The sequence below is a fragment of the Saccharothrix luteola genome, from assembly GCF_020859565.1.
Lineage (GTDB): Bacteria > Actinomycetota > Actinomycetes > Mycobacteriales > Pseudonocardiaceae > Actinosynnema > Actinosynnema luteola.
The window spans coordinates 26,377-45,642 of the sequence record NZ_JAJHUO010000019.1; the positions used below are offsets into that span (position 1 = coordinate 26,377).

Sequence of the window (19,266 nt, forward strand, 5' to 3'; positions counted from 1 at the left end):
AGTGCTGCCGTGCGGAAGCTGGCCCGGAAGGCCGTCGCATTCGGTGTCGTGCTGGTGTTGACCGCCTCGACCGGACAGGCCGTGGCGATGGCCGCGGAGCAGTCGTGGAGGGTGTCGCTCCAGCTTGAGCGATCGGTCCCGACCAGAGCGGTGACGGTCGAAGCCGTGCCGGACGACCCGGCGGCGGACAAGGTGGTGACCGCGCCGTCGACGTCGTCTTGGCCAGCTGCGGCCAGTGGCGAGGTAGACTTCGCCGCCGAGGGCGGGACGCCCGCGCAGGCCGCCGCGCGCGCCACGGGCAGGCCGATCCGAGCCGTGGGCACGCCGGTCGCAGTGGGCCTGGACCAAGTGGCGGCGCGTCAGAGCGCCACGGGCAAGGTGCGGGTCCAGGTGCACGACCGCAAGCCCGGGTCGAGCGCGGTGGTGTTCAGCCTGGCGGATGCGGGTGGGGTAAAGGGCAAGTCGCTGGCGGTGACGTTCGACTACTCGTCGTTCACGTCGGCGTTCGGTGGTGACTACGCCGCCCGACTCCGGCTGGTGAGCCTGCCCGCGTGTGCGGCGACGACGCCGGAGAAGTCCGAGTGCCAGGTGGGCACCCCGGTGGACGGCGCGACCAACGACACCGCGGCCGGTGTGCTGTCCGGCACGGCGACGTTGGCGTCGTCGGAGCCCGCGGTGTTCGCGGCGGCTGCCGCCACGGGAAGTGCGGCGGGCACGTATGGTGCGACGTCGTTGGCTCCGGCGGGGTCGTGGAGTGCTGGTGGTTCGTCGGGTGATTTCACCTACGGCTATCCGATGCGGGTGCCGCCGGCGATCGGTGGCGCGGCGCCGAAGTTGTCGTTGGGGTATTCGGCGCAGAGCCTGGACGGGCGGACGTCGTCGACGAACAACCAGGCGTCGTGGGCCGGTGACGGCTGGGACCTGGCGCCGGCGGGGTTCATCGAGCGCCAGTACAAGCCGTGCAGCCTGGACCTGGGCGGGAACAACGGTCAGACCAAGACCGGTGACCAGTGCTGGGCCACGCACAACGCGACGATCAGCCTGGTCGGCGTGTCCGGGAAGCTGATCAACATCCCGGGCACCGACCAGTGGCGGGCCGAGTCCGACGACGGTGCGAAGATCGAGCGCCTGACCGGTGCGGTCAACGGTGACAACAACGGTGAGCACTGGAAGGTCACCACGACCGACGGCACCCAGTACTTCCTGGGCCTGAACCGCCTGCCGGGGTGGGCGGACGGGAAGCCGGAGACGCAGTCTGCGTGGACCACGCCGGTGTTCGGCAACCACGGCAACGAGGAGTGCAACACCACGACGTTCGACGCGTCGTGGTGCCAGCAGGCGTACCGGTGGAACCTGGACTACTCGGTCGACGTGCACGGCAACGTCACCACCTACTACTACAACCGCGAGTTCAACCGGTACGGGCGCAACGGCGATGCCAACAAGGGCACCGACTACGTGCGTAGCGGATGGCTGGACCGGGTCGAGTACGGCCTGCGCGGCGACAACCTGTTCGCGCACCCCGGCGCGAAGGTGAGCTTCGAGACCGCCGAACGCTGCCTGCCCGGTGGCGCGATCACCTGCGACCCGGGCCAGTTGACCGCCGCGACCGCCGCGCACTGGCCGGACGTGCCGTTCGACCAGGTGTGCGCGGCGGGGGAGTCGTGCACGCACCGGTTGACCCCGTCGTTCTTCACCCGCAAGCGGTTGACGAAGGTCGTGACCCGGGTCGCCAACGGCGCGTCGACGTTCCAGGACGTCGACTCGTGGTCGCTGGAGCACAAGTTCCTCAAGACCGGTGACGGTCTGGCGCCCGCGCTGAACCTGAACTCCGTGACCCGCACAGGCCTGGTGGGCGGCAGCGTGACGTTGCCGCCGACGGTGTTCGGGCACATCGCGATGCCCAACCGGATCAACACCAGCAACGACAACCAGCCCCCGATCACCCGCTTCCGGATCACGTTGATCACCAATGAGGCGGGCGGCTACACGGACGTCTCGTACAGCGACGAGGACTGTAAGCCAGGCACCCGGATGCCGGCCTCGCCCGAGGCGAACACGCTGCGCTGCTACCCGTCGTGGTGGACGCCGGAGGGTGCGCTGGAGCCGCAGCTGCACTGGTTCCACAAGTACGTCGTCGTCTCCGTCATCGACCACGACCGCACCGGCGCCTCCCCACCGATCCACACGGCCTACCAGTACGGCGATGGCAACGGTGAGAAGGCCGCGTGGCACTTCGACGAGGCCGAGTTCGCCGAGCCCGCCCGCCGCACGTGGTCGCAGTGGCGTGGTTACGAGACGGTGCGCACGATCAAGGGCAACCACCAAGAGAAGCAGTCGGTGACCGAGGTCGTCTACGGCCGCGGCATGGACGGCGACAAGCTGCCCGGTGACACCAACGGCGACGGGTTGCCCGACGGGGTCCGTGAGGCGTGGATATCCGCCAGCGAGGGCCAGCCGATCCGGGACGTGCAGCGGCTGCGCGGTTTCGTCCGGGAGACCCGCCAGAAGGACGGCGGCGTGCTGGTGGCGGCATCGGTCAACGACCCATACCTGCCCGAAACCCCGACCGCCACCGACGCCGCGGGCAACAAGGCGTTCGTCACCGGCACCGCCTCCGTCCGCGGCCGCACCCTGCTGTCGAACGGCTCTTGGCGGCGCACGAAGGTCGACAAGCTCGACTTCACCCCGGAAGGCATCGTCGAGGTCACCGAGGACCTCGGTGACGAGGCCGTCACCGGTGACGAGACCTGCACGCGCAGCACGTTCGCCCGCAACGAGGCCGCATGGCTGATCAGCCTCGCCTCGCAGGTGGAGACCGTGGTGGGCACGTGCGAGGTGACGGCGTCACCGGCCACCATCCAGTCCCTGGTCCGCTCCTACTACGACGGCCAGGCACACGATGTGGCACCGACTCGAGGCCTGATCACCAAGGTCGAGGCCCTCGACAAGTGGGACGCGTCGGGCCAGACGTTCGTGACCGCCTCGCAGGCCACCTACGACGGCTACGGCCGGCCGCTGGACGTCCACGACGCCCGCGGGAAGAAGACCACCACCGCCTATACCCCGGCCAACGGTCCGCTCAAGCAGCTGACCAGCACCAACCCCCTCGGCCACGTCAGCCACGAGTACCTGGAACCCGCCTGGGGCCTCTCGGTCGCCTCCGTCGACGCCAACAACCGCCGCGCGGACCTGGCCTACGACCCGCTCGGCCGCCTGACCGCCGCCTGGACCCCGGGCTTCGACAAGGCCACGGCGCCGGCGAACGCGAGGTTCGAGTACCAGTACAACAACGACAAGACCAGCGTCGTCGTCTCCAAGCAGTTGCAGGACAACGGCCAGTACCTGTCCGTCTACACCCTCTACGACGGCCTGCTGCGCGAACGGCAGACCCAGATCCCGGCACCCGGTCCGGACGGCGGTCGTCAGATCACGGACACGTTCTACGACTCCCGCGGCCTGCCGTTCAAGACCAACGGCGTCTACTGGAACAACACCGCCCCGGCCGGGGGCACCCTCGCGGGCGTCTTCGACAACGAGGTGCCCAACCAGACCGTCACCACGTACGACGGCCTGGGGCGGCCGACCAAGGCGACCTACCGCAAGTTCCTCCAAGAGCAGTGGCACACCACGACGTCGTATGGCGGCGACCGGGTCACAACCACCCCACCGCCCGGCGGGACCACTACCACCCTGATCAACGACGCCCAGGGCCGAACGATCGAGAAATGGCAGCACACCGGCGACATCACCAGCCCCTACGACGCGACCAAGTACAGCTACAACGCCGCCGGCCTGCTCGAAACCCTCACCGACCCCGACGGCAACACCTGGTCCTACACCTACGACCTGCGTGGCCGCTTGGTCGAGACCAACGACCCCGACACCGGCCGCAGCACCGTCACCTACGACGCCGCGGGCCAGGTCCTGTCCTCCACCGACGCCGAGAACCGCACCGTCGCCAACGCCTACGACGACCTCGGCCGACTGATCGCCAAGCACCAGGACTCCCTGGGCGGCCCCAAGCTCGCCTCCTGGGAGTACGACACCGCCGCCGGCGGCGGCATCGGCATGCTCAAGTCCGCCCGCCGCTACGAAGGCAACCTCGTCTACCACAAGTACATCACCGGCTACGACACCGCCGGACGCCCCAAGGGCCAGAAACTCGTCGTGCCCGCCTCGGATGGCGTGCTCCCGGCCACCTACGAGCTGAAGCAGGACTACACCTACAACGGCAAGCCGAAGTCCATCACCTACTCCGCCGTCAGCTCCGGCGGGAAGGTGATCGTCCCGTCGGAGTCGGTCGGGTCGTACTACAACACCGCCAACGGCGCGCTCGAGTCCACCCTGTCCGGCCAAGAGGTCTACGTCTCCGCCACCGGCTACTCCAGCTTCGGTGAAGTGCTGCGACTGCAGTACGGCAGCAGCGCCGACACCGCCAAGAACCTCGCGATCACCAACTTCTACGAAGTCGGCAGCCGACGCCCCGAACGTACCGTCGTCGAACGCGAGACCACCACCGAACCCGAACTCGCCGACCGCACCTACACCTACGACCCCGCCGGCAACATCACCAAGATCGCCGACACCCCCGAAGGGCGTGCCGCCGACACCCAGTGCTTCGGCTACGACCACCTGCGCCGGATGACCGACGCCTGGACCCCGGCCACCGGCGACTGCACCGCCACCAAGTCCACCACCGCCCTCGGGGGCGCGGCACCGTACTGGCACTCCTGGTCGTTCGACAAGACCGGCAACCGCCGCACCGAAACCCAACACGCCACCACCGGTGACATCACCCGCACCACCGGCTACCCGCCCCTCGGCGCCCCGCAACCGCACACCGCCCAGTCGGTCCTCACCGAAGGCCCGAACGGCGACGCGCTCGACACGTTCGCCTACGACAAAACCGGACGCACGAAGTCGCGCACCGTCGGCGGCGACACCCAGGTCCTCGACTACGACGCCGAAGGCCGCGTCTCCCGCATCGCCGACGCCGACGGCACCAACGCGTCGACCTACGTCTATGACGCCGACGGCAACCGCCTGATCAGCCGCGAACCCTCCGCCACCACCCTGTACGTCTTCGGCCAGGAAATCCGCCTGGAAAAAGGCACGACCACCCCGTCGTGGACCCGCTGGTACAGCCACGGCGGCCAGACCGTCGCGGCCCGCAACAGCATCACCGGCTTGAAGTGGCTGATCCCCGACCACCAGGGCACCAACCAACTCTCCGTCGCCAACGACAACGCCCAGACCGCAACCCAACGCCGCCAAACCCCCTACGGCGCCACCCGCGGCACCGCACCACCGGACTGGCCCGACCGACTGGGCTTCGTCGGCGGCCGCAACGACGAGTCGGGCCTGACCCAGGTCGGCGCCCGCCTCTACGACCAGTCCTCGGGCAGATTCCTCACCGCGGACCCGGTCATCGAGAACAACGACCCGCAACAGCTCAACGGCTACGCCTACGCCAACAACAGCCCGGTCACCTACAGCGACCCGACCGGCCTGCTTGTCAACAACTGCGGCCCCGACGGCGTCCTGTGCAATGGCCCGGATAGGGGTATCCACGGCCCGAATTGGGAGGACGAGAAGACCACCTTCGGTGCCCGTGATCGTGCGTTGCAGCAGGCCAACGCGGGCAACGACGAGGCCGTCCGGTCCCGTGCGGCCGAGGAGGGCATCCCCTGGGAGGAGTACCAGAGGGCGCTGTCCGACGCGCACAAGACCAAGTGGGATGTGATCAAGGAAGTCGCCTGGGAGGTCATCAAGGACATCTCGGGGTGGAACGACATCGTCGACTGCTTCACCAAGGGTGACATCTGGGCCTGCGGCGGCCTCGTCGCAGGCCTCGTCCCGTGGGGCAAGGCCGCCAAGATCCTCGAAGCCGGCTACAACGCCATCAAGGCCGTCAGCCGCCTGGCCGGCATCGTCGACAAGGCCAAGGGCGTCCTACGCCGAGTCCAGGCCATCACCGACGACGTCACCCGGATCGCCGCCGAGAAGTTCCAGAAACTGGTGTCCAGGGGCAGCGAGGGCTGCGTGGCCAAGCACAGCTTCGTCGCCACCACCCTGGTCCTGATGGCCGACGGCTCGACCAAACCTATCTCCGAGGTCGAGATCGGCGACAAGGTCAAAGCCACCGACCCCACCACCGGCCACACCACCGACCGCACCGTCGTCGCCACCATCGTCCACAACGACGAAGACGACATGACCCGCCTCACCGTCACCGCCGCCGACGGCACGACAGGGACCGTCGACGCCACTTCCTGGCACCCCGTCTGGGTAGCTGCCGAAAACCGCTTCGTCAACATCAGCGAGTTGAAGCCCGGCGAGCAACTCACCGCTGTCGCTGGCACCTCGCCGCAGGTCACCACTATCGAGCGCTACATGCGTTTCGAGCCCGTCTACGACCTGACCGTCGAGGGCGTCCACACCTACCACGTGGTGACCGGCGGGCTGGACTTCCTGGTTCACAACTGTGGGACGCGGTCCGTGTTCATGGAGCCGAACGACCTGTTTGTCGCCCACCACGCGAAGGCGAAACCCCTCGCAGGGTTCCATGACGTGGTGGCCCACGGGAGCCCGAACTCCGCCGAGGTCCGCGGTCGAGCGGTCAACCACCGGGATCTGGCCAACCTTCTGAAGAACGATTCCAATTACACTGGCGGCGACATCCGGTTGTGCTCGTGCTCCACCGGATCACCCAACGGGTCGTTCGCGCAGGACCTGGCTAACAAGATGGGGGTCAACGTCCTGGCACCGACCGATACGTTGTGGGCTTTCGCCAACGGGAGAATGGGGGTCGGTCCAGGCCCTCGTAATCTCACTTCCCCGGCGAACGCGTGGAGGCTCTTCACCCCAGGACGGGGATGAGATCCGCCTGGGCGGACCCGGACCCGGCGGGTCCGCCCCGGCCACTCCGTTGACCGACTGCACCGTGTGAGAAAGGCTTTGGAATGACAGTCAAGGACCTCGGGTTCTTCCGCGAACTGCCGCACGGCAGCCCGGACGGCCCGTCATTGCGGGAGGCCGTTGCGAAGGGCGACGCCACCATCCAAGGTCGGATCGTCAGCTACCTCCGTCGCGGATCGATCTTGGCGGTCACAACCAAGGACGCGTTCGATGTCCTAAGCAACTCGAAGGTGAACGCCGGTCGCCTCGCGATGATGACCGACGGCGACTGGCTGTGGCCCGCCGACCTCCCGTACTACGTCGAACACTACAACGTCCTACTGCCCCGGGAGTTCACTGATCACGCCGCCTCTTCCGGTTGGCACCCTCCTCAATTGTCACCGGAACAACTGAGCCGCGTTGAACAGGAAATCTTGCCGGAGTAGCCGGGTTGCCGGCGACCCCGCGGTATCGATGGACGGAATGGCCAGTCGACACGTACGTTTCCGACGTGATTGTGGCTCGTCTCTCGCGGTCGGACGCGGCGGATCTGCTGGTGGATGAGCAGCGGTCCAACGTGGCCGAGCTGCGCGAGGAGTTGTCCGCGAAACGGGCGCGACTTGATGCGCTGGCGCTCGACTTCGCGGACGGTCTGTTGACCAGGTCGCAGCCTCAGACCGCCACGCAGCGTCTACGTTCCCGCATCGGTGAGATCGAGGCTGAGATGGCCGATACAGCCCGTGCGGACATCCTGGGGGATCTCGTGCGGGCGGAGGACGTCAGGGAAGCCTGGGAGGCACTGGGCCGGTCGCGCCAACGCGCGGTGATCGACACGCTCGCCGTGGTACGGGTGCGGTTGAAGTTGAGTTCAGAGAATCCGCCATCGTTGATTCCGGTCATCGTCTAGGCTGTCGATACGGTGTTGAACTTCGGCGGCCTGTGGGGTATCGGGGGCGGATTTTCGCGCGTTGGTCGTGACCATGCGCAGTTCTCGCAGGTCACGAAGGTCGGCGTAGTCGAGCCATTCTCTGATGTCGCGTCCGTAGGCGCTGCAGAACGCGTCGTAGTCGGAATGTCCGAATCGGCGGCTGTGGATTTCGATGGTCACCAGGTCCCACTCGATCGGGCCGAGAGTGACATCGTCGAGGTCGCACAGCACGGCGTGAGCCGCGGTTGCCTTTGGAGCTGCTTGCGGTCGCTTGGTGGAGTGGCGCCACAGGGTGTTCCGGTGTTGCGGGTCGGTGTGAACGAGTCGGGGTTTCGTGCCGGCGCACAATGCGTTCCAGGCCGGCATGAGGTGGTCGAGTCGATCGAGAAGCAGTTCTCGTTGCCTGTCGGTGAGGATGCGGCTGACGGCGATGGACCGCGTGATCGCGGTGTGCGGGTCGAGAGGGGGACGCGGTACCGGGGCGGGAGGTGCTTCGTGCAGCGCTCGTAGCGGCGCGGCGATGGCGCGCGTGGTTATCTCCGCCGATTGGGGCAGGTAGCGCCACAGTGTGACCACGTGATCGTCGATGAACAGAGGCTGGGGCTGGGTGTCGAGCAGCGTCGTGGTCGGTACCTGGTGGTGGGTCAGCCACTGGACCAGTTCGACCAGCCCGTGGGCGTCACGCAGGTCCTGGTCGGGGTCGTGGCCCGGACGCCCGATTTTGACCACGACCTCGCGGGCCGGTGGGCCGACCAGGTAGACGGCGTTGCTGTGGTGGCGCAGCGCGGGGACCTAGTGGTGGACGGACCACCCCCGCTCGCGCGGGGAAGACCTGTACCCCAACGGCGCGAGCCTGATCCAGGGGGGACCACCCCCGCTCGCGCGGGGAAGACACTTCTTGACCAGCTACTTTAGGCGAAGATGGGCCGTTCTAGCATCGGTTTGATGCTGGAGACTAATCGCGGTGTGGGGGTCGGTGGAGCCGATCTTAGGGTTGGCGGGCTGCGGTGACGAGGCCTCGGATGTTTCGGGTGGTGAGGTCGTCGTTGCCGATGATCAGGCTGAGGGCGCGGTGGGCGGTGGTGTGGTTGCCCGTTTGCCGTAGGGCTCGACCGAGGTTGGCGAGGCAGTGCGCGTGTTCGGTGGGGTTGGAGAGGTGCTGGTGCAGGGTGTCGGCGCGGGTTAGGTACTTGACGGCTGAGTCGTATCGTTCAGCGCCGATCATGAGTGTGCCGAGGTGGAGCAGTGTGTGGGCGATGCCGGTGTCGTGGTGGTGCAGTAGGTAGGTTTCCAGGGCTTCGTCGGCGCAGCCGATGACTTTGTGTGGGAGGTCTTGGGCGCGGTAGGTCTGGGCCAGGTCGTGCAGTGCTGCCGCGGTGGCGTCGGGGTCGTCGTCGCGTAGGCGGTGAATGGCCAGCTCGCGCATGCCGTGCACGGCGGCGAGGTGGAGGTGGCCGCGGGTGCGGAGGGCCTGTGCGGCGTGGCGGAAGGCTGTAGCGAGCAGGAGGGATGCGGGCAGGGTGGTGGCGAGTTCGGCTCCGAGGTCGCACAGCCTGTGCAGCCACGCGTGGTCGACGTCGGCGGGCTTAGATTCAACCGGTCGGAGCAACAGTGCTGGTTGAATCTAAGGGATCACAGTCGTTGAATCACTGCCTGGAACCGCCGGTCATCGTCACCGGAGCGCGATTCTACCGTCGAAACTCCCTGCACCTGAACGTCGGCCGGGTGGACATCGAGGGTCGTCGAACGCCCCGTCATGCGACTTGACGGGGCGTTCTTCGCCGGATGCCGCGCCAGAACGCTCCCTCGTCCTCGTGTACCCGGCTGAAGTCACGCCGGAAGGGCGGCTCGAGGGAACTCATTAGGCCTACTACCTCTCGGCAGGCCTCGGGTTGCGGTAAGGGCGAGGTGCCTCGTTGGAGGCCGCTCAGCGGATCCAGAAGACCTGGCCTGCCGGTCCGTAGAGGACCAGGTTCGCGTCGGTCTGCACGAGCAGTCGATCGGCGGTGGTGCCTTGGGTGACGGTGTGGAACCTCGGTATGCCGGTGGCGGTGTAGACGACGAGGTTGCCGTCGTTCTGCAGGACCGCGTAGGTCGCACCGGAGCCCGCGGTGCCGCTGCTCCACAGCGCCTGGCTGCCGGGCCCGTACAGCACCAGGTTGCCGTCGCCCTGCATGGCCAACGTGTACTGGCTGTCCCTGGACACCTTGCTCTGCCCGGCCTGGAGTACCTCGCCGCGTAGGAGCCGGTCGGGAGCCGACTGCGGTGGCAGGTCCGTCCTGCTGTAGAGCAGCAGGTTCGGTGAGCCCTCGCGGGCGCCGAGGACCTTGTTCTGCGCGGCGTTGATCAGGAGCACGTTGGCCACCTGCTGCGGTGTCGCGCCGGGGTTGGCGGCCAGGAACAGGGCGGCCGCACCGGTCACGTGGGGAGCGGCCATCGACGTGCCGCCCATGGTGGCGACGGCCCAGTCGTGGGCGTTCGACGTGGACGTGATCGTCCCGCCGGGGGCGAACAGGTCGACGCACGTGCCCCAGTTGGAGTAGGACAACCGGTTGTCGCCGGGGTCGGTGGCGGCGACGGTGATCACTTCGGGCATCCGGCCGGGGGAGGATGCGCATGCGGGCAGGTCGGAGTTGCCGGCGGCGGCGACGTAGGTGATGCCTGAGGCGATGGAGTTGCGCACGGCCGTCTCGACGATGGCGTCCGGTTTCATGCCGATGCTCATGTTGACCACCGCGGGCTGGATCCTGTTGGCGGTCACCCATTCGACGCCCGCCACGACGTCGCTGATCGCGCCGCTGCCGACGCAGGGCACCACCTTGACCGCGTGCAACCGCACGCCTTTGGCGACCCCGTGGGCGGCCCCGCCGACGGTGCCGGCGATGTGAGTACCGTGGCCGTCGGCATGGCAGTCGGAGTTGATGCCGTCGCGAGTGGTGTTCACGTCGAAGGTGGCCCGGCCGCCGAAGTCGCTGTGGGTGACCCGGATCCCGGTGTCGATCACGTAGACGTGTGCGCTCGATGCGGTGGTGCCGTAACCGTAGTTGCCGTTCAGCGGTCGGTCGAGCTGGTCGATCCGGTCCAGGCCCCACGACGGTGGGTTGCTCTGGTCACCGAAGAGGTGGACCACCTGGTCCTGGGCCACGTAGGCGACCGCTGGGTCGGCGGCCAGCGATCTGGCGGTCCGTTCGTCCATGTGCGCTGCGAACCCGTTGAGGGTTCTGGAGTACCGGTGGATCACGTCGAGCCCGGGTCTTGTAGTCAGCGAACCGGCGCGGGCGCCGTCTCTGAGTACCACGATGTAGCTGCCTTCGACGGCGTCCGGGCTGCCCGCGTTCACGATCTTCCCTTGCGCGGAAGCGGGTGCGGTTGTCGTGGCGAAGATCGCGGAGGTTATCGCACCTAGGGCTATCAAGTTGAATGCCCGACGCATTCCCATGGTGAGGTCTCCCTCGAATTGGGGGTCAATTGAAAGTTGCACTGCCGGTCGGGAGCCTAGGGATCGACATCGCTGGACGCAATCGTCCGGTCACCGGAGAGTTTGGGCCGTTCTGCGCATACGGCACTAGGCGATTCGGTAAAGGATTGCGGGGTCCTTCAAGCTGTAGGGACCATTGCCGCAGGCTCGACATGCGGTGATCGGCAGCCTGGCGACTGCCTACTCGTGCTTGGATGCCACTATTATTGCGCCCAGTCCCCGTTCGGCCCGAAGGGTCATTTGTTCGGCAAGGGCGTCTGTCGGTCCGAAACGTCGGATTTGCCGGTATCGCAGCCTGGGTGCAGCGACGATTTACCAGGCGTGGCGAACCTGTGGGGTGCCAGAACTCTGCACTGGGGCGTTGAGCTGCGGCGATCGCGCGCCATGTACTGGAGGAGCATGATCGTGAGGCGTGGCGCTATGACTGCTTTACCTGATCTTCGTCCGGGTCGTTGGCTGGTTGGTTCTGTTGGGTCGGTCATCGGCGGCCAAGGACGTAGAGTTGCTGGTATTGCGGCACGAGGTCGCCGTGCTGCGGCGGAACAACCCTCGCCCGCGAGCATGTTGGCCTGCGACTTCTTCCACGTCGACGGCGCCGTTACCCTCAAGCGGGTCCACGTGTTCTTCGTGATGGAGATCGCCACCCGCTACGTCCGCATCCTCGGCACCACCACCAGCCCAGACGGATCATGGACCATCCAACAAGCCCGCAACCTGCTCATGGGCCTCGGAGATCGGGCAGATGACCTCCGGTTGGTCATCCGCGACCGGGCTGGCCGATACACCGCCTCGTTCGACGCGGTCTCTCCGGCGCAGGCATCCAGGTCGTGAAGATCCCACCACGGTGTCCACGAGCCAACGCCCACGCCGAGCGGTTCGTCGGCACCGTCCGACGCGAAGTCACCGACCGACTGCTCATCATCACCTTTGGACCGTGCTGGACCGTTACGCGACCCACTACAACCACCGACGACCCCACCGGACACTGCAACTCGCGCCACCACGACCAGATCGGCCGACCGCAAAGCCGGGCTACACCTCGATACGCCGCCGACCAGTCCTCGGCGGCCTGATCAACGAGTACGAACCGACAGCAGCCTAACCGCAGGTCAGGCGATATGGCCAACTTTTGGCACCCCACAGGTGATCGCCAGCTCAGGCCGTCGCGCCCACACCCCCACACCAACAACTACCTGGGTCTTTCGGCGGCAGGATGGAAGTGCGACCAACACATCCGCCTACGCCATCCGCCTACGCCATCCGGCTACAACCGTCGAGCTAGGTAAAGAGGGCTAGCTAGAATGACTCGCTCATCATTTATAACCTCGTCCACAAGTCGGAGAACAACGCCCTCGAACGGAACAGGCGGTGCATCTAGGTGCCGGGCGGCCGGTCGTATGCTCGCCACGAGCTCAAGCCGCTCCTGAGCCAACTCATTATCAAGGTCGATCTTGGCGAGGCGCCGCGCTCGCTCCAGTGCTGCGGCCTTCGCCTTAACGTGCCTGCCAGCTCCAAGAAACAGCCAGAGGAATGGAAAGACGAAGGGCTTGATCAACCGTGCTGAGATCACGCGTTCAAGGCCGGATGGGTAGATGAAACCCAGGAACCTGTTGACCCATCGGCGCCTAGCTATGGCAGCGGCTTCTTCATCGGTGAGCTGGTAGCGCGCCCGCCTTCGGGTAAGGTCGGCGGTGGCGTCGTACTGCGAAGCCTGGAAGTCATACTCTGCATTGACAAGCCTATGCAGTGTACGAGAGAAGGCGATGTTCGTCGACGACTCATGGTGGATCTTTGCCTTGAGTTCGCCGGAATCGCGCCGAGGGTCCCACAACGACTGTCCGCCGATCGCGTTGCCCAGCATGTGCTCGATCGAGCACGTCAAGACGATCGTTGCCTGCTGTGTCGCTGTCGCTGCCTGCCCGCCGAAGAGTACGTACCCGCCCGCTACGAGGGGACGAACGGTTCCCTCCAGCGCGAGGAACTCCTTCGGGTCGTCCAGCGTCCCGATCAAGTTCTTGGTTCGCAACGAGTCGATGAGCTTCTCGAGGTCTGCGACCAATCCTGTGATTGGTTCGACCACCCTCTCAACCTGCCCGCCGACAGGTCCGACCTTGAGTTCCGCTCTAGTTTTCGTCTGCCCTTGGGTTTTCCGAACCTGCGGCAGGTAAAGGCCGACCTTTCCTTTGGAGATGTAAAGATAGTGTCGGACGCGCATCACTACTCCCTGCAACGATCTCTCCGCTGGCCGCTACGCTGCTAGATGGGCAGCACAGTGCCCCAATTGGGCACGATTGACGAGCCTGGTTGAGTTCAGTCGAGAATGATATCGATCGCCAAACTGCTTGTACACATGCCATGCGTGGTTGGTGTACGGTGTTCTCCCCTCATCAAGTGGTGTTCGAAGGGCTGGCCCAGGCGCTGCCCCTATTCGTGACGCCCGATGACCCCGCCCTGACGGCCCGCGTCCGGCTTGACCACTACCTCCGGCTGGTCGAGGCCGAGCTGCACCTGGCCATCAACGACGGTGTCAGCGCCGCGGACTGTGCAGCTCACGCCCGCGCCCGCGTGCCGTTCTGGAGCGACGCCACCATCGCCGACCACCTGACCGACTGCGGCACCGATCCCCTGCTCCGCTCCTATCTGTGGTCCTACCCGGCCGGAATTGCTTGGTTCGTGTCCTTGGCCGAGGCACCCGGTACCGTGGCCACGGAGGTACTTCATGCCGCGTATCGCGACCCACTCACACCCCGTGACCTCGCAGCGCGCTGGCCGGCTGGGCCAGATATCGGGGGAGGCGGCAACGCTGTTCGTCTACGGAAGCCTGCGCTTTCCTGACGTCCTGCGCACGCTCCTCGATCGCGTACCGCCCAGCACGATGGCGACAGCCAAGGGATGGCGCGTGGCGGCCCTCCGGGACCACGTCTATCCCGTGCTCGTCCCGGCCGCCGGACAGGCCAACGGAATGCTCCTGGCAGGCCTGACCAGTACCGAGTGGGCAACGCTGGATGCCTTCGAGAACGACCTTTACCAACTTCGCCGCCTTCCCCTCGACGGCGAGCGGAGCGGCTGGGCCTATGTCAGTCACGACGAGGCCGAGGCGCTCCCCCACGACTGGGACATCGCCAACTTCGCCGACCGGGAGCTGGCCGCGTACGTGGAACGCTGCCGAGAGTGGCGGAGCTGGTACGAGTCGCAGGCTTGACCAACTCCACGCGCCGCAACGCCGCATCCACCCGCCCCGGACTGTCGGCCTTGGCGAGTTCGGATGACCGGCTCGTCGACCCGCTCAACCACGCAACGACCCGGACTAGTAGACCAGAGAGGCATGGCGAGCAAGATAGTCGACAATCTTGCGCCGAGCGTGAGTCAAGTTGCTTCGAACGGTCGCCCGTTTAACGCCGAGCTTCTCGGCGACCTCTTCGTCTTCGTAGCCCAGAAGCTTCAACACGAGAGTCAGACGCTGTTGCTCCGGCAGCCTTGCTATTTCACCCATAGTTTCGGCAAGCTCAGCACCCACACTCGCATCGTTGTACGAGGCGAAGATCTCCGACTCTGCCTCGAAGCAGGTCAGCGATGAGTCGCAATTGACCCGCTGCCTATACCTTGCGAGCTTCAGGTACGCCGTCCGATATGCGTAGGCCCGCATCCGCGGAAAGCCGTCTTTCTCGTCACTCGGGCCAGCCAGCTCGCGCCACCGCGACCACATCAGGGTCATCGTATCAGAGAGAATATCCTCAGCGGCAGCATCGTCGCGCACAAGGACACGAAGCCTGTAGCGCAGTCTCCCGTAGTGTTGCTTGTAGAACTCCACGAACGACTGCACATCATGTGGGCGAGTCGGCGACAACACCGTTTCGCCGACTCGCCCAAGTGACATTACTCCTCCGAAGTTGTGGTTTAGCGGCTGTCGGTGCCCGACTTGATGGCGGCGAGCTTCTTCGCCTGAGGCGGCCGACCGTGCGCACGTACCGTGATAGCAATCGTAATGTCACCCGGCCTGAAGCGGCGCCAGAGATCCATGGCCAGATGACCGAAGGTCTGGAGGCCGAACACAATGGCCAAGGGCACGATGCCCGGTTGCACGGTGGAGACAAGCCCACTTTCACCCAGCAGGACCGTGGTGATGAGCGCGACAGGCAGGACGTATAGCATCCAGTGGCGTCGCGGCAAAGGAGCAAGGGGCGACTGCTCCTCGCTCAGGGTGATCGACACGATCACTCCTTTTCAGTTGGGTATTCGACGAATACCACTGCCCAGTCCCCTCCAAGAGCCAGCTGCAGTGGATGCAATCAACCTAACTACAGCGATGTAGTTCGCTCAAGGCACACACCACCAGCTCACTCGGCCGTGCAGGGGAGCAACCCGAAGGAGTGACGCGAGACTACCCGGCGGAGTCGGAGTGCTGGTGTAAGCCCACCGCTCGGCCCTTGGGACATCTGGAGGGAGCCGAGCGGTGGACCTTCGTCGAACCCAACAGAGGGTCCTGGCACCACCCGCACGAGCGGTGCCACCGGTTATATGCCCCCCAGGGGCAAACTGCTGAACCTCTTTTATACCGTTCACCCGAACGTACCAATGCGCACCCCGCTAAACGCGGTTACGCACCAGACACCTACACGTACCGTCACACCTTTTGCCTGTTTGGCGATGGCATCTCCCGATCAGCGGGACATTCGAACAATGTTCGAATGTCACTGGCTGAAACGAAACAGTGATCAAAGCTCATCATCCGCGACCCCTACGAACGTCCACCCAGGCCACAGCAGACCGCGTCCACCCGTCGAAGCTGATGTTCTAGCCGCCGTCGTTGGTCCACTGGGCGAGGTTGACGCCGTTGGCCGGGCTGGCGCCATAGGCGTCGAGGAGCTTGCCGCTGCGCCACGAGCTGCCTATGACTGAACTCCGAGAGCGCAGGCGGCTCCGCCCTGTTAGTAGTCGGTTCCGAGCTACTGGCGTTGGGTGAGTCGTCGGCTGGTTATGTGGATCATTGACCAGCGGACCATGGCCTCGTGGTGGCGGGGTAGGCGTTCGTAGTCGCGCACGCAGCGGCGGTGTCCGGTGATCCAGGCAAGGCTTCGCTCGACCACCCACCTTCTGGGCAGCACGGTGAAGTACGGCACTTGTGGACGTTGGACGTTCTCCACCACCAGGTCGAGGGTCTTGCGGGCCCAGTCGAGGAGCGGGCCGGTGTAGCCGCCGTCGGCCCATACCAGTGTGGCCCGTTTCCCGGTGGTGTCGCGCAGGCGTCGGAGCAGGCTGCGGGCGGCGACCCGGTCCTGAGTCGAGGCGGGCGTGACCAACACGGCCACGAGCAATCCCAGGGTGTCCACGACGATGTGCCGCTTGCGGCCTTGGACCTTCTTTCCGCCGTCCCAACCTCGCGTGGCCCGGCTCACGGTCTGCGCGGCGCGCACCGACTGCGAGTCCATGACCGCCGCCGACGGCGCCGCCACCCGGCCCTCGGCCAGGCGGACGCGGTCGCGCAACGCGTCGAGCAGTCGCTGCGACGCACCGGCCTACTCCCAGGCGGCGAAACGCTTGTAGACCGTGGGCCAGGGCGGGAAATCCGATGGCAAGGCCCGCCACTTGATGCCGTTGTCCACCACGTAGAGGATCGCGTCCACGATCACCCGACGGCAGTGCTTCTCCCACCTCCCACCCGACCGGCGAGACACGCCGGATCGGGCAGCAGCGGGTCGAGCTCGGCCCACTGGGCGTCGGTGACGTCGGTGGGATACCGAGCCGCCCGTCGGGTGGGCTGATGTGAGGCGGCCAAGCGGCAGCACGGGGCACCCGCGGTGGATCCGCCCGCGGGCATCGGGCACGATAACTACGGAACTCCTGGCAGAGCGGCGCTTCGACAACGTCCGATCTACCAGGAGTTCCCTCGTCTGCGCACCAAAGAGCCTTCGCCTGCCCAAGCTCGGAAACGGGCACTTAGACCACCGCATTTCGATGCACGAGCCGTCCAGCCGAGTCACCGCCGCTCCGCCTCAACCTCGATCGCCACCGAGTGGGACCGGGTTTGGTTGCCGGTTGGTGGCGATCGTGTGCGTCGTTACCAACTGCGGCCGTCGCTGCCGCGTCTCGAGGCGGTCTCAGTCGGCAACGGCGAACGAGCTTTCCGTGAACTCGGCCTGGGGAGCCAGTGGGTGGACTTCGCCAGATAGAGCCGACAGGGCCTCGGCTACCTCGTTCACCGACGCGCGTACGTAAGTGGCTGTTACGCCGTATCGGTTGGTCGTGGCCGTGGAGTGGCCCGCATACGCTCGAGCGACCGCGTAGCCGAAGCTTCGCTCCACCCAAGTCAACGTCGTATGACGCAACCAGTGCGTCGAGATTCCCTGCGTGTGTACCGATTCGACATGCTCGCCGATCCGCTCCCACAAGTGATTGTAACGGCGCGCGGTCAACGGTCGCCCGTTCGAGTATCGCAACGCGGGACTTTCCGGATCATGAGCCCCGCGCGCATGGGCATGCCTGCGCAGATGAGCCATCAGCGTCGGTGACACCGGCTGCCAGCGATGCATATTGCCCTTCTCCCGTAGCAAGATCAGACACTGCTCCGGGTCGAGGTCGCGCACCCGCAAGGCCAGCGCACCACCACGCCGGCATGCGGTCTCGATATGCAACCGCAACAGCAGTGCATCCAACTTCGGATCACGCCCCGTTCGTCGACGCGACCTTCACGATCTGCTCGACCAAACCGACGTCCAAAGCCCTTCGGCTGGACTTCACCCGCTTCGGCTTCCTGACCAGCTCAGTCGGATCGTCCCACTGATGCATCAACCGGTTGCGAACCGCATGCCGGTACAAGCACCGCAACGCCTGGAAAGCATGCTCCGCCGCACTGTGTCCACCACGACCCGACCGACGCACCACCACGGTCGCCTTCGCGTGCTCAACAAGCCAATTGACATCCATCGCCTCGATCTCATCCAAGCGACGGTCTCCCCACGCCGCCAGGATCTTCCTCCAGTAAGTCGAATACACCTGCAACGTTCCCGCCGGGACCACCGCCGAGACGGTCGGGATGAACTCGCCGAACGTGGGAAGTCGCCGTCGTGGTCCACCTTCTTCGAGAAGTTGCTGTGGAGACACCCCCAACTTCTCGACGAGCAGTCGCGCCATGGCTACGTTGTCATCTGTGGCCACGGATCACCTCCCTTCCGTCTGCTGTCCGTTAAGCTTGAGCCGGTGGAAAGACCTGACCATTTCCTCGAGATTCAGGCGTGAGTGAACGACAAGCATGTTGTATTCGGGTACTGCCACCAGGAATGCGCGTTCGCCGCTCGCCAGGTCGCAGTAGTGGAGAATACCCGCCGGTAATCTCAGGCGCAACTTGTCGTCGATCGACAGGCTGCCATCCGGCACTGCCTTCAGAACCGCATAGTTTCGCCCGAACGAAGCGGTCAGCCTGATGTGAGGTCGCCAGTTCAGTTGGTGAAACACATGACGGCTCGAAATCCGGCCGCGATCGTCCACCAAAGATATCGCGCATCCCAGTTCTGCACTATCGATGCGCGAAGCCATGTCGCCGAGATTGATTGTCGTCACTTGTCGTCGGCTTCCCGAAATTACGGAAGGGTAGTTCAGTGCCTCGACGACCGCATCGTCGACCCCGGAAAAACCCATCCCTCTCGGAACCAGCGACCGTCGACCGGCTGTAACCTCGCCGCCCATCGAATCCCCCATGATCTGCCAGGCGCTAGACGCGTCGACGAGATTACCTTCAGTCGGTCATGGAGGCCAATATTCCATGGATCGAAAGCCGGGCGATCGGAGGTGTCAGCAAGAGTGGGGTCCGAGTGGCGGCGAGTGTCGCGGAAATGTTTCACTGAATGGAATTTATCGACATTCCGGGGTCGGTCGGTGGGGCGCCACCCGGACGCGTGAGCGGGAGGGGTGCGGTTCCATCTGATGAAACGCGAGGTGCTACCTGGAGTGACGAAAGCTGTCT

At 65.5% G+C, this 19,266-nt stretch carries 16 protein-coding genes and 1 pseudogene; 6 read left to right on the forward strand and 11 right to left on the reverse strand.

All coding sequences use genetic code 11. The features are described from left to right. Positions 1 to 9: 9 nt before the first annotated feature. The 3 genes from LNK82_RS25635 (at position 10) to LNK82_RS25645 (ending at position 7,807) form a co-directional block, all read left to right on the forward strand. Positions 10 to 6,882, forward strand: a complete 6,873-nt coding sequence (locus tag LNK82_RS25635) for a DUF8616 domain-containing protein (RefSeq protein ID WP_230569548.1) — start codon at positions 10 to 12, stop codon at positions 6,880 to 6,882. Positions 6,883 to 6,965: 83 nt separating this feature from the next. After that, positions 6,966 to 7,346, forward strand: coding sequence for a hypothetical protein (locus LNK82_RS25640; RefSeq protein ID WP_230569549.1), 381 nt, complete (start codon positions 6,966 to 6,968; stop codon positions 7,344 to 7,346). A 65-nt stretch (positions 7,347 to 7,411) separates the two neighbouring features. Further along, positions 7,412 to 7,807 (forward strand): hypothetical protein, encoded by a 396-nt coding sequence (locus LNK82_RS25645; protein ID WP_230569550.1) that lies wholly within the window; start codon positions 7,412 to 7,414, stop codon positions 7,805 to 7,807. Here the strand turns inward: LNK82_RS25645 and LNK82_RS25650 are convergent. The 3 genes from LNK82_RS25650 to LNK82_RS25660 all read right to left on the reverse strand — a co-directional run bounded on the left by LNK82_RS25650 (position 7,769) and on the right by LNK82_RS25660 (position 11,168). Further along, positions 7,769 to 8,611: a phosphotransferase gene (locus tag LNK82_RS25650; protein ID WP_268997065.1), complete on the reverse strand. Its 843-nt coding sequence runs from the start codon at positions 8,609 to 8,611 to the stop codon at positions 7,769 to 7,771. The two genes, LNK82_RS25645 and LNK82_RS25650, sit on opposite strands and share 39 nt — an antisense overlap. A gap of 205 nt (positions 8,612 to 8,816) precedes the next feature. Next, positions 8,817 to 9,437 (reverse strand): tetratricopeptide repeat protein, encoded by a 621-nt coding sequence (locus tag LNK82_RS25655; protein ID WP_230569552.1) that lies wholly within the window; start codon positions 9,435 to 9,437, stop codon positions 8,817 to 8,819. A gap of 318 nt (positions 9,438 to 9,755) precedes the next feature. Further along, positions 9,756 to 11,168, reverse strand: coding sequence for a S8 family serine peptidase (locus LNK82_RS25660; RefSeq protein WP_230569553.1), 1,413 nt, complete (start codon positions 11,166 to 11,168; stop codon positions 9,756 to 9,758). 459 nt (positions 11,169 to 11,627) lie between these two features. Between LNK82_RS25660 and LNK82_RS25665 the strand changes: the two genes are divergently transcribed. Next, complete coding sequence (locus LNK82_RS25665) at positions 11,628 to 12,137, forward strand: hypothetical protein (protein ID WP_230569554.1); 510 nt, start codon at positions 11,628 to 11,630, stop codon at positions 12,135 to 12,137. A 433-nt stretch (positions 12,138 to 12,570) separates the two neighbouring features. Here LNK82_RS25665 and LNK82_RS25670 read toward each other — a convergent pair whose 3' ends face one another. Continuing rightward, positions 12,571 to 13,521 (reverse strand): SAVMC3_10250 family protein, encoded by a 951-nt coding sequence (locus tag LNK82_RS25670; protein ID WP_230569555.1) that lies wholly within the window; start codon positions 13,519 to 13,521, stop codon positions 12,571 to 12,573. 176 nt (positions 13,522 to 13,697) lie between these two features. Between LNK82_RS25670 and LNK82_RS25675 the strand changes: the two genes are divergently transcribed. Both LNK82_RS25675 and LNK82_RS25680 read left to right on the forward strand, forming a co-directional pair. Beyond that, on the forward strand, positions 13,698 to 14,141 hold the full coding sequence (locus LNK82_RS25675) for a hypothetical protein (RefSeq protein WP_230569556.1): 444 nt from the start codon (positions 13,698 to 13,700) through the stop codon (positions 14,139 to 14,141). Next, positions 14,056 to 14,508: a gamma-glutamylcyclotransferase family protein gene (locus LNK82_RS25680; protein ID WP_230569557.1), complete on the forward strand. Its 453-nt coding sequence runs from the start codon at positions 14,056 to 14,058 to the stop codon at positions 14,506 to 14,508. The genes LNK82_RS25675 and LNK82_RS25680 overlap by 86 nt, the downstream gene beginning before the upstream one ends. Before the next feature lie 105 nt (positions 14,509 to 14,613). Here the strand turns inward: LNK82_RS25680 and LNK82_RS25685 are convergent, their stop codons facing one another. The 7 genes and pseudogenes from LNK82_RS25685 to LNK82_RS25710 all read right to left on the reverse strand — a co-directional run bounded on the left by LNK82_RS25685 (position 14,614) and on the right by LNK82_RS25710 (position 18,989). Further along, complete coding sequence (locus LNK82_RS25685; protein WP_230569558.1) at positions 14,614 to 15,117, reverse strand: RNA polymerase sigma factor; 504 nt, start codon at positions 15,115 to 15,117, stop codon at positions 14,614 to 14,616. Between the two features lie 86 nt (positions 15,118 to 15,203). Continuing rightward, positions 15,204 to 15,518, reverse strand: a complete 315-nt coding sequence (locus tag LNK82_RS25690; RefSeq protein ID WP_230569559.1) for a hypothetical protein — start codon at positions 15,516 to 15,518, stop codon at positions 15,204 to 15,206. Between the two features lie 734 nt (positions 15,519 to 16,252). Continuing rightward, a pseudogene (locus LNK82_RS25695) lies at positions 16,253 to 16,807 on the reverse strand (IS5 family transposase); the annotation flags it as partial. 15 nt (positions 16,808 to 16,822) lie between these two features. After that, on the reverse strand, positions 16,823 to 17,257 hold the full coding sequence (locus tag LNK82_RS47030; RefSeq protein WP_268997068.1) for a transposase: 435 nt from the start codon (positions 17,255 to 17,257) through the stop codon (positions 16,823 to 16,825). A gap of 147 nt (positions 17,258 to 17,404) precedes the next feature. Further along, positions 17,405 to 17,959 carry a tyrosine-type recombinase/integrase gene (locus LNK82_RS47890; RefSeq protein ID WP_308257268.1) on the reverse strand — a complete coding sequence of 185 codons (555 nt, stop codon included), beginning with the start codon at positions 17,957 to 17,959 and terminating at the stop codon, positions 17,405 to 17,407. A 7-nt stretch (positions 17,960 to 17,966) separates the two neighbouring features. Beyond that, positions 17,967 to 18,461, reverse strand: a complete 495-nt coding sequence (locus tag LNK82_RS47895; RefSeq protein WP_308257269.1) for a hypothetical protein — start codon at positions 18,459 to 18,461, stop codon at positions 17,967 to 17,969. Positions 18,462 to 18,464: 3 nt separating this feature from the next. Then, on the reverse strand, positions 18,465 to 18,989 hold the full coding sequence (locus tag LNK82_RS25710) for a hypothetical protein (RefSeq protein ID WP_230569562.1): 525 nt from the start codon (positions 18,987 to 18,989) through the stop codon (positions 18,465 to 18,467). Between the last annotated feature and the right edge of the window lie 277 nt (positions 18,990 to 19,266).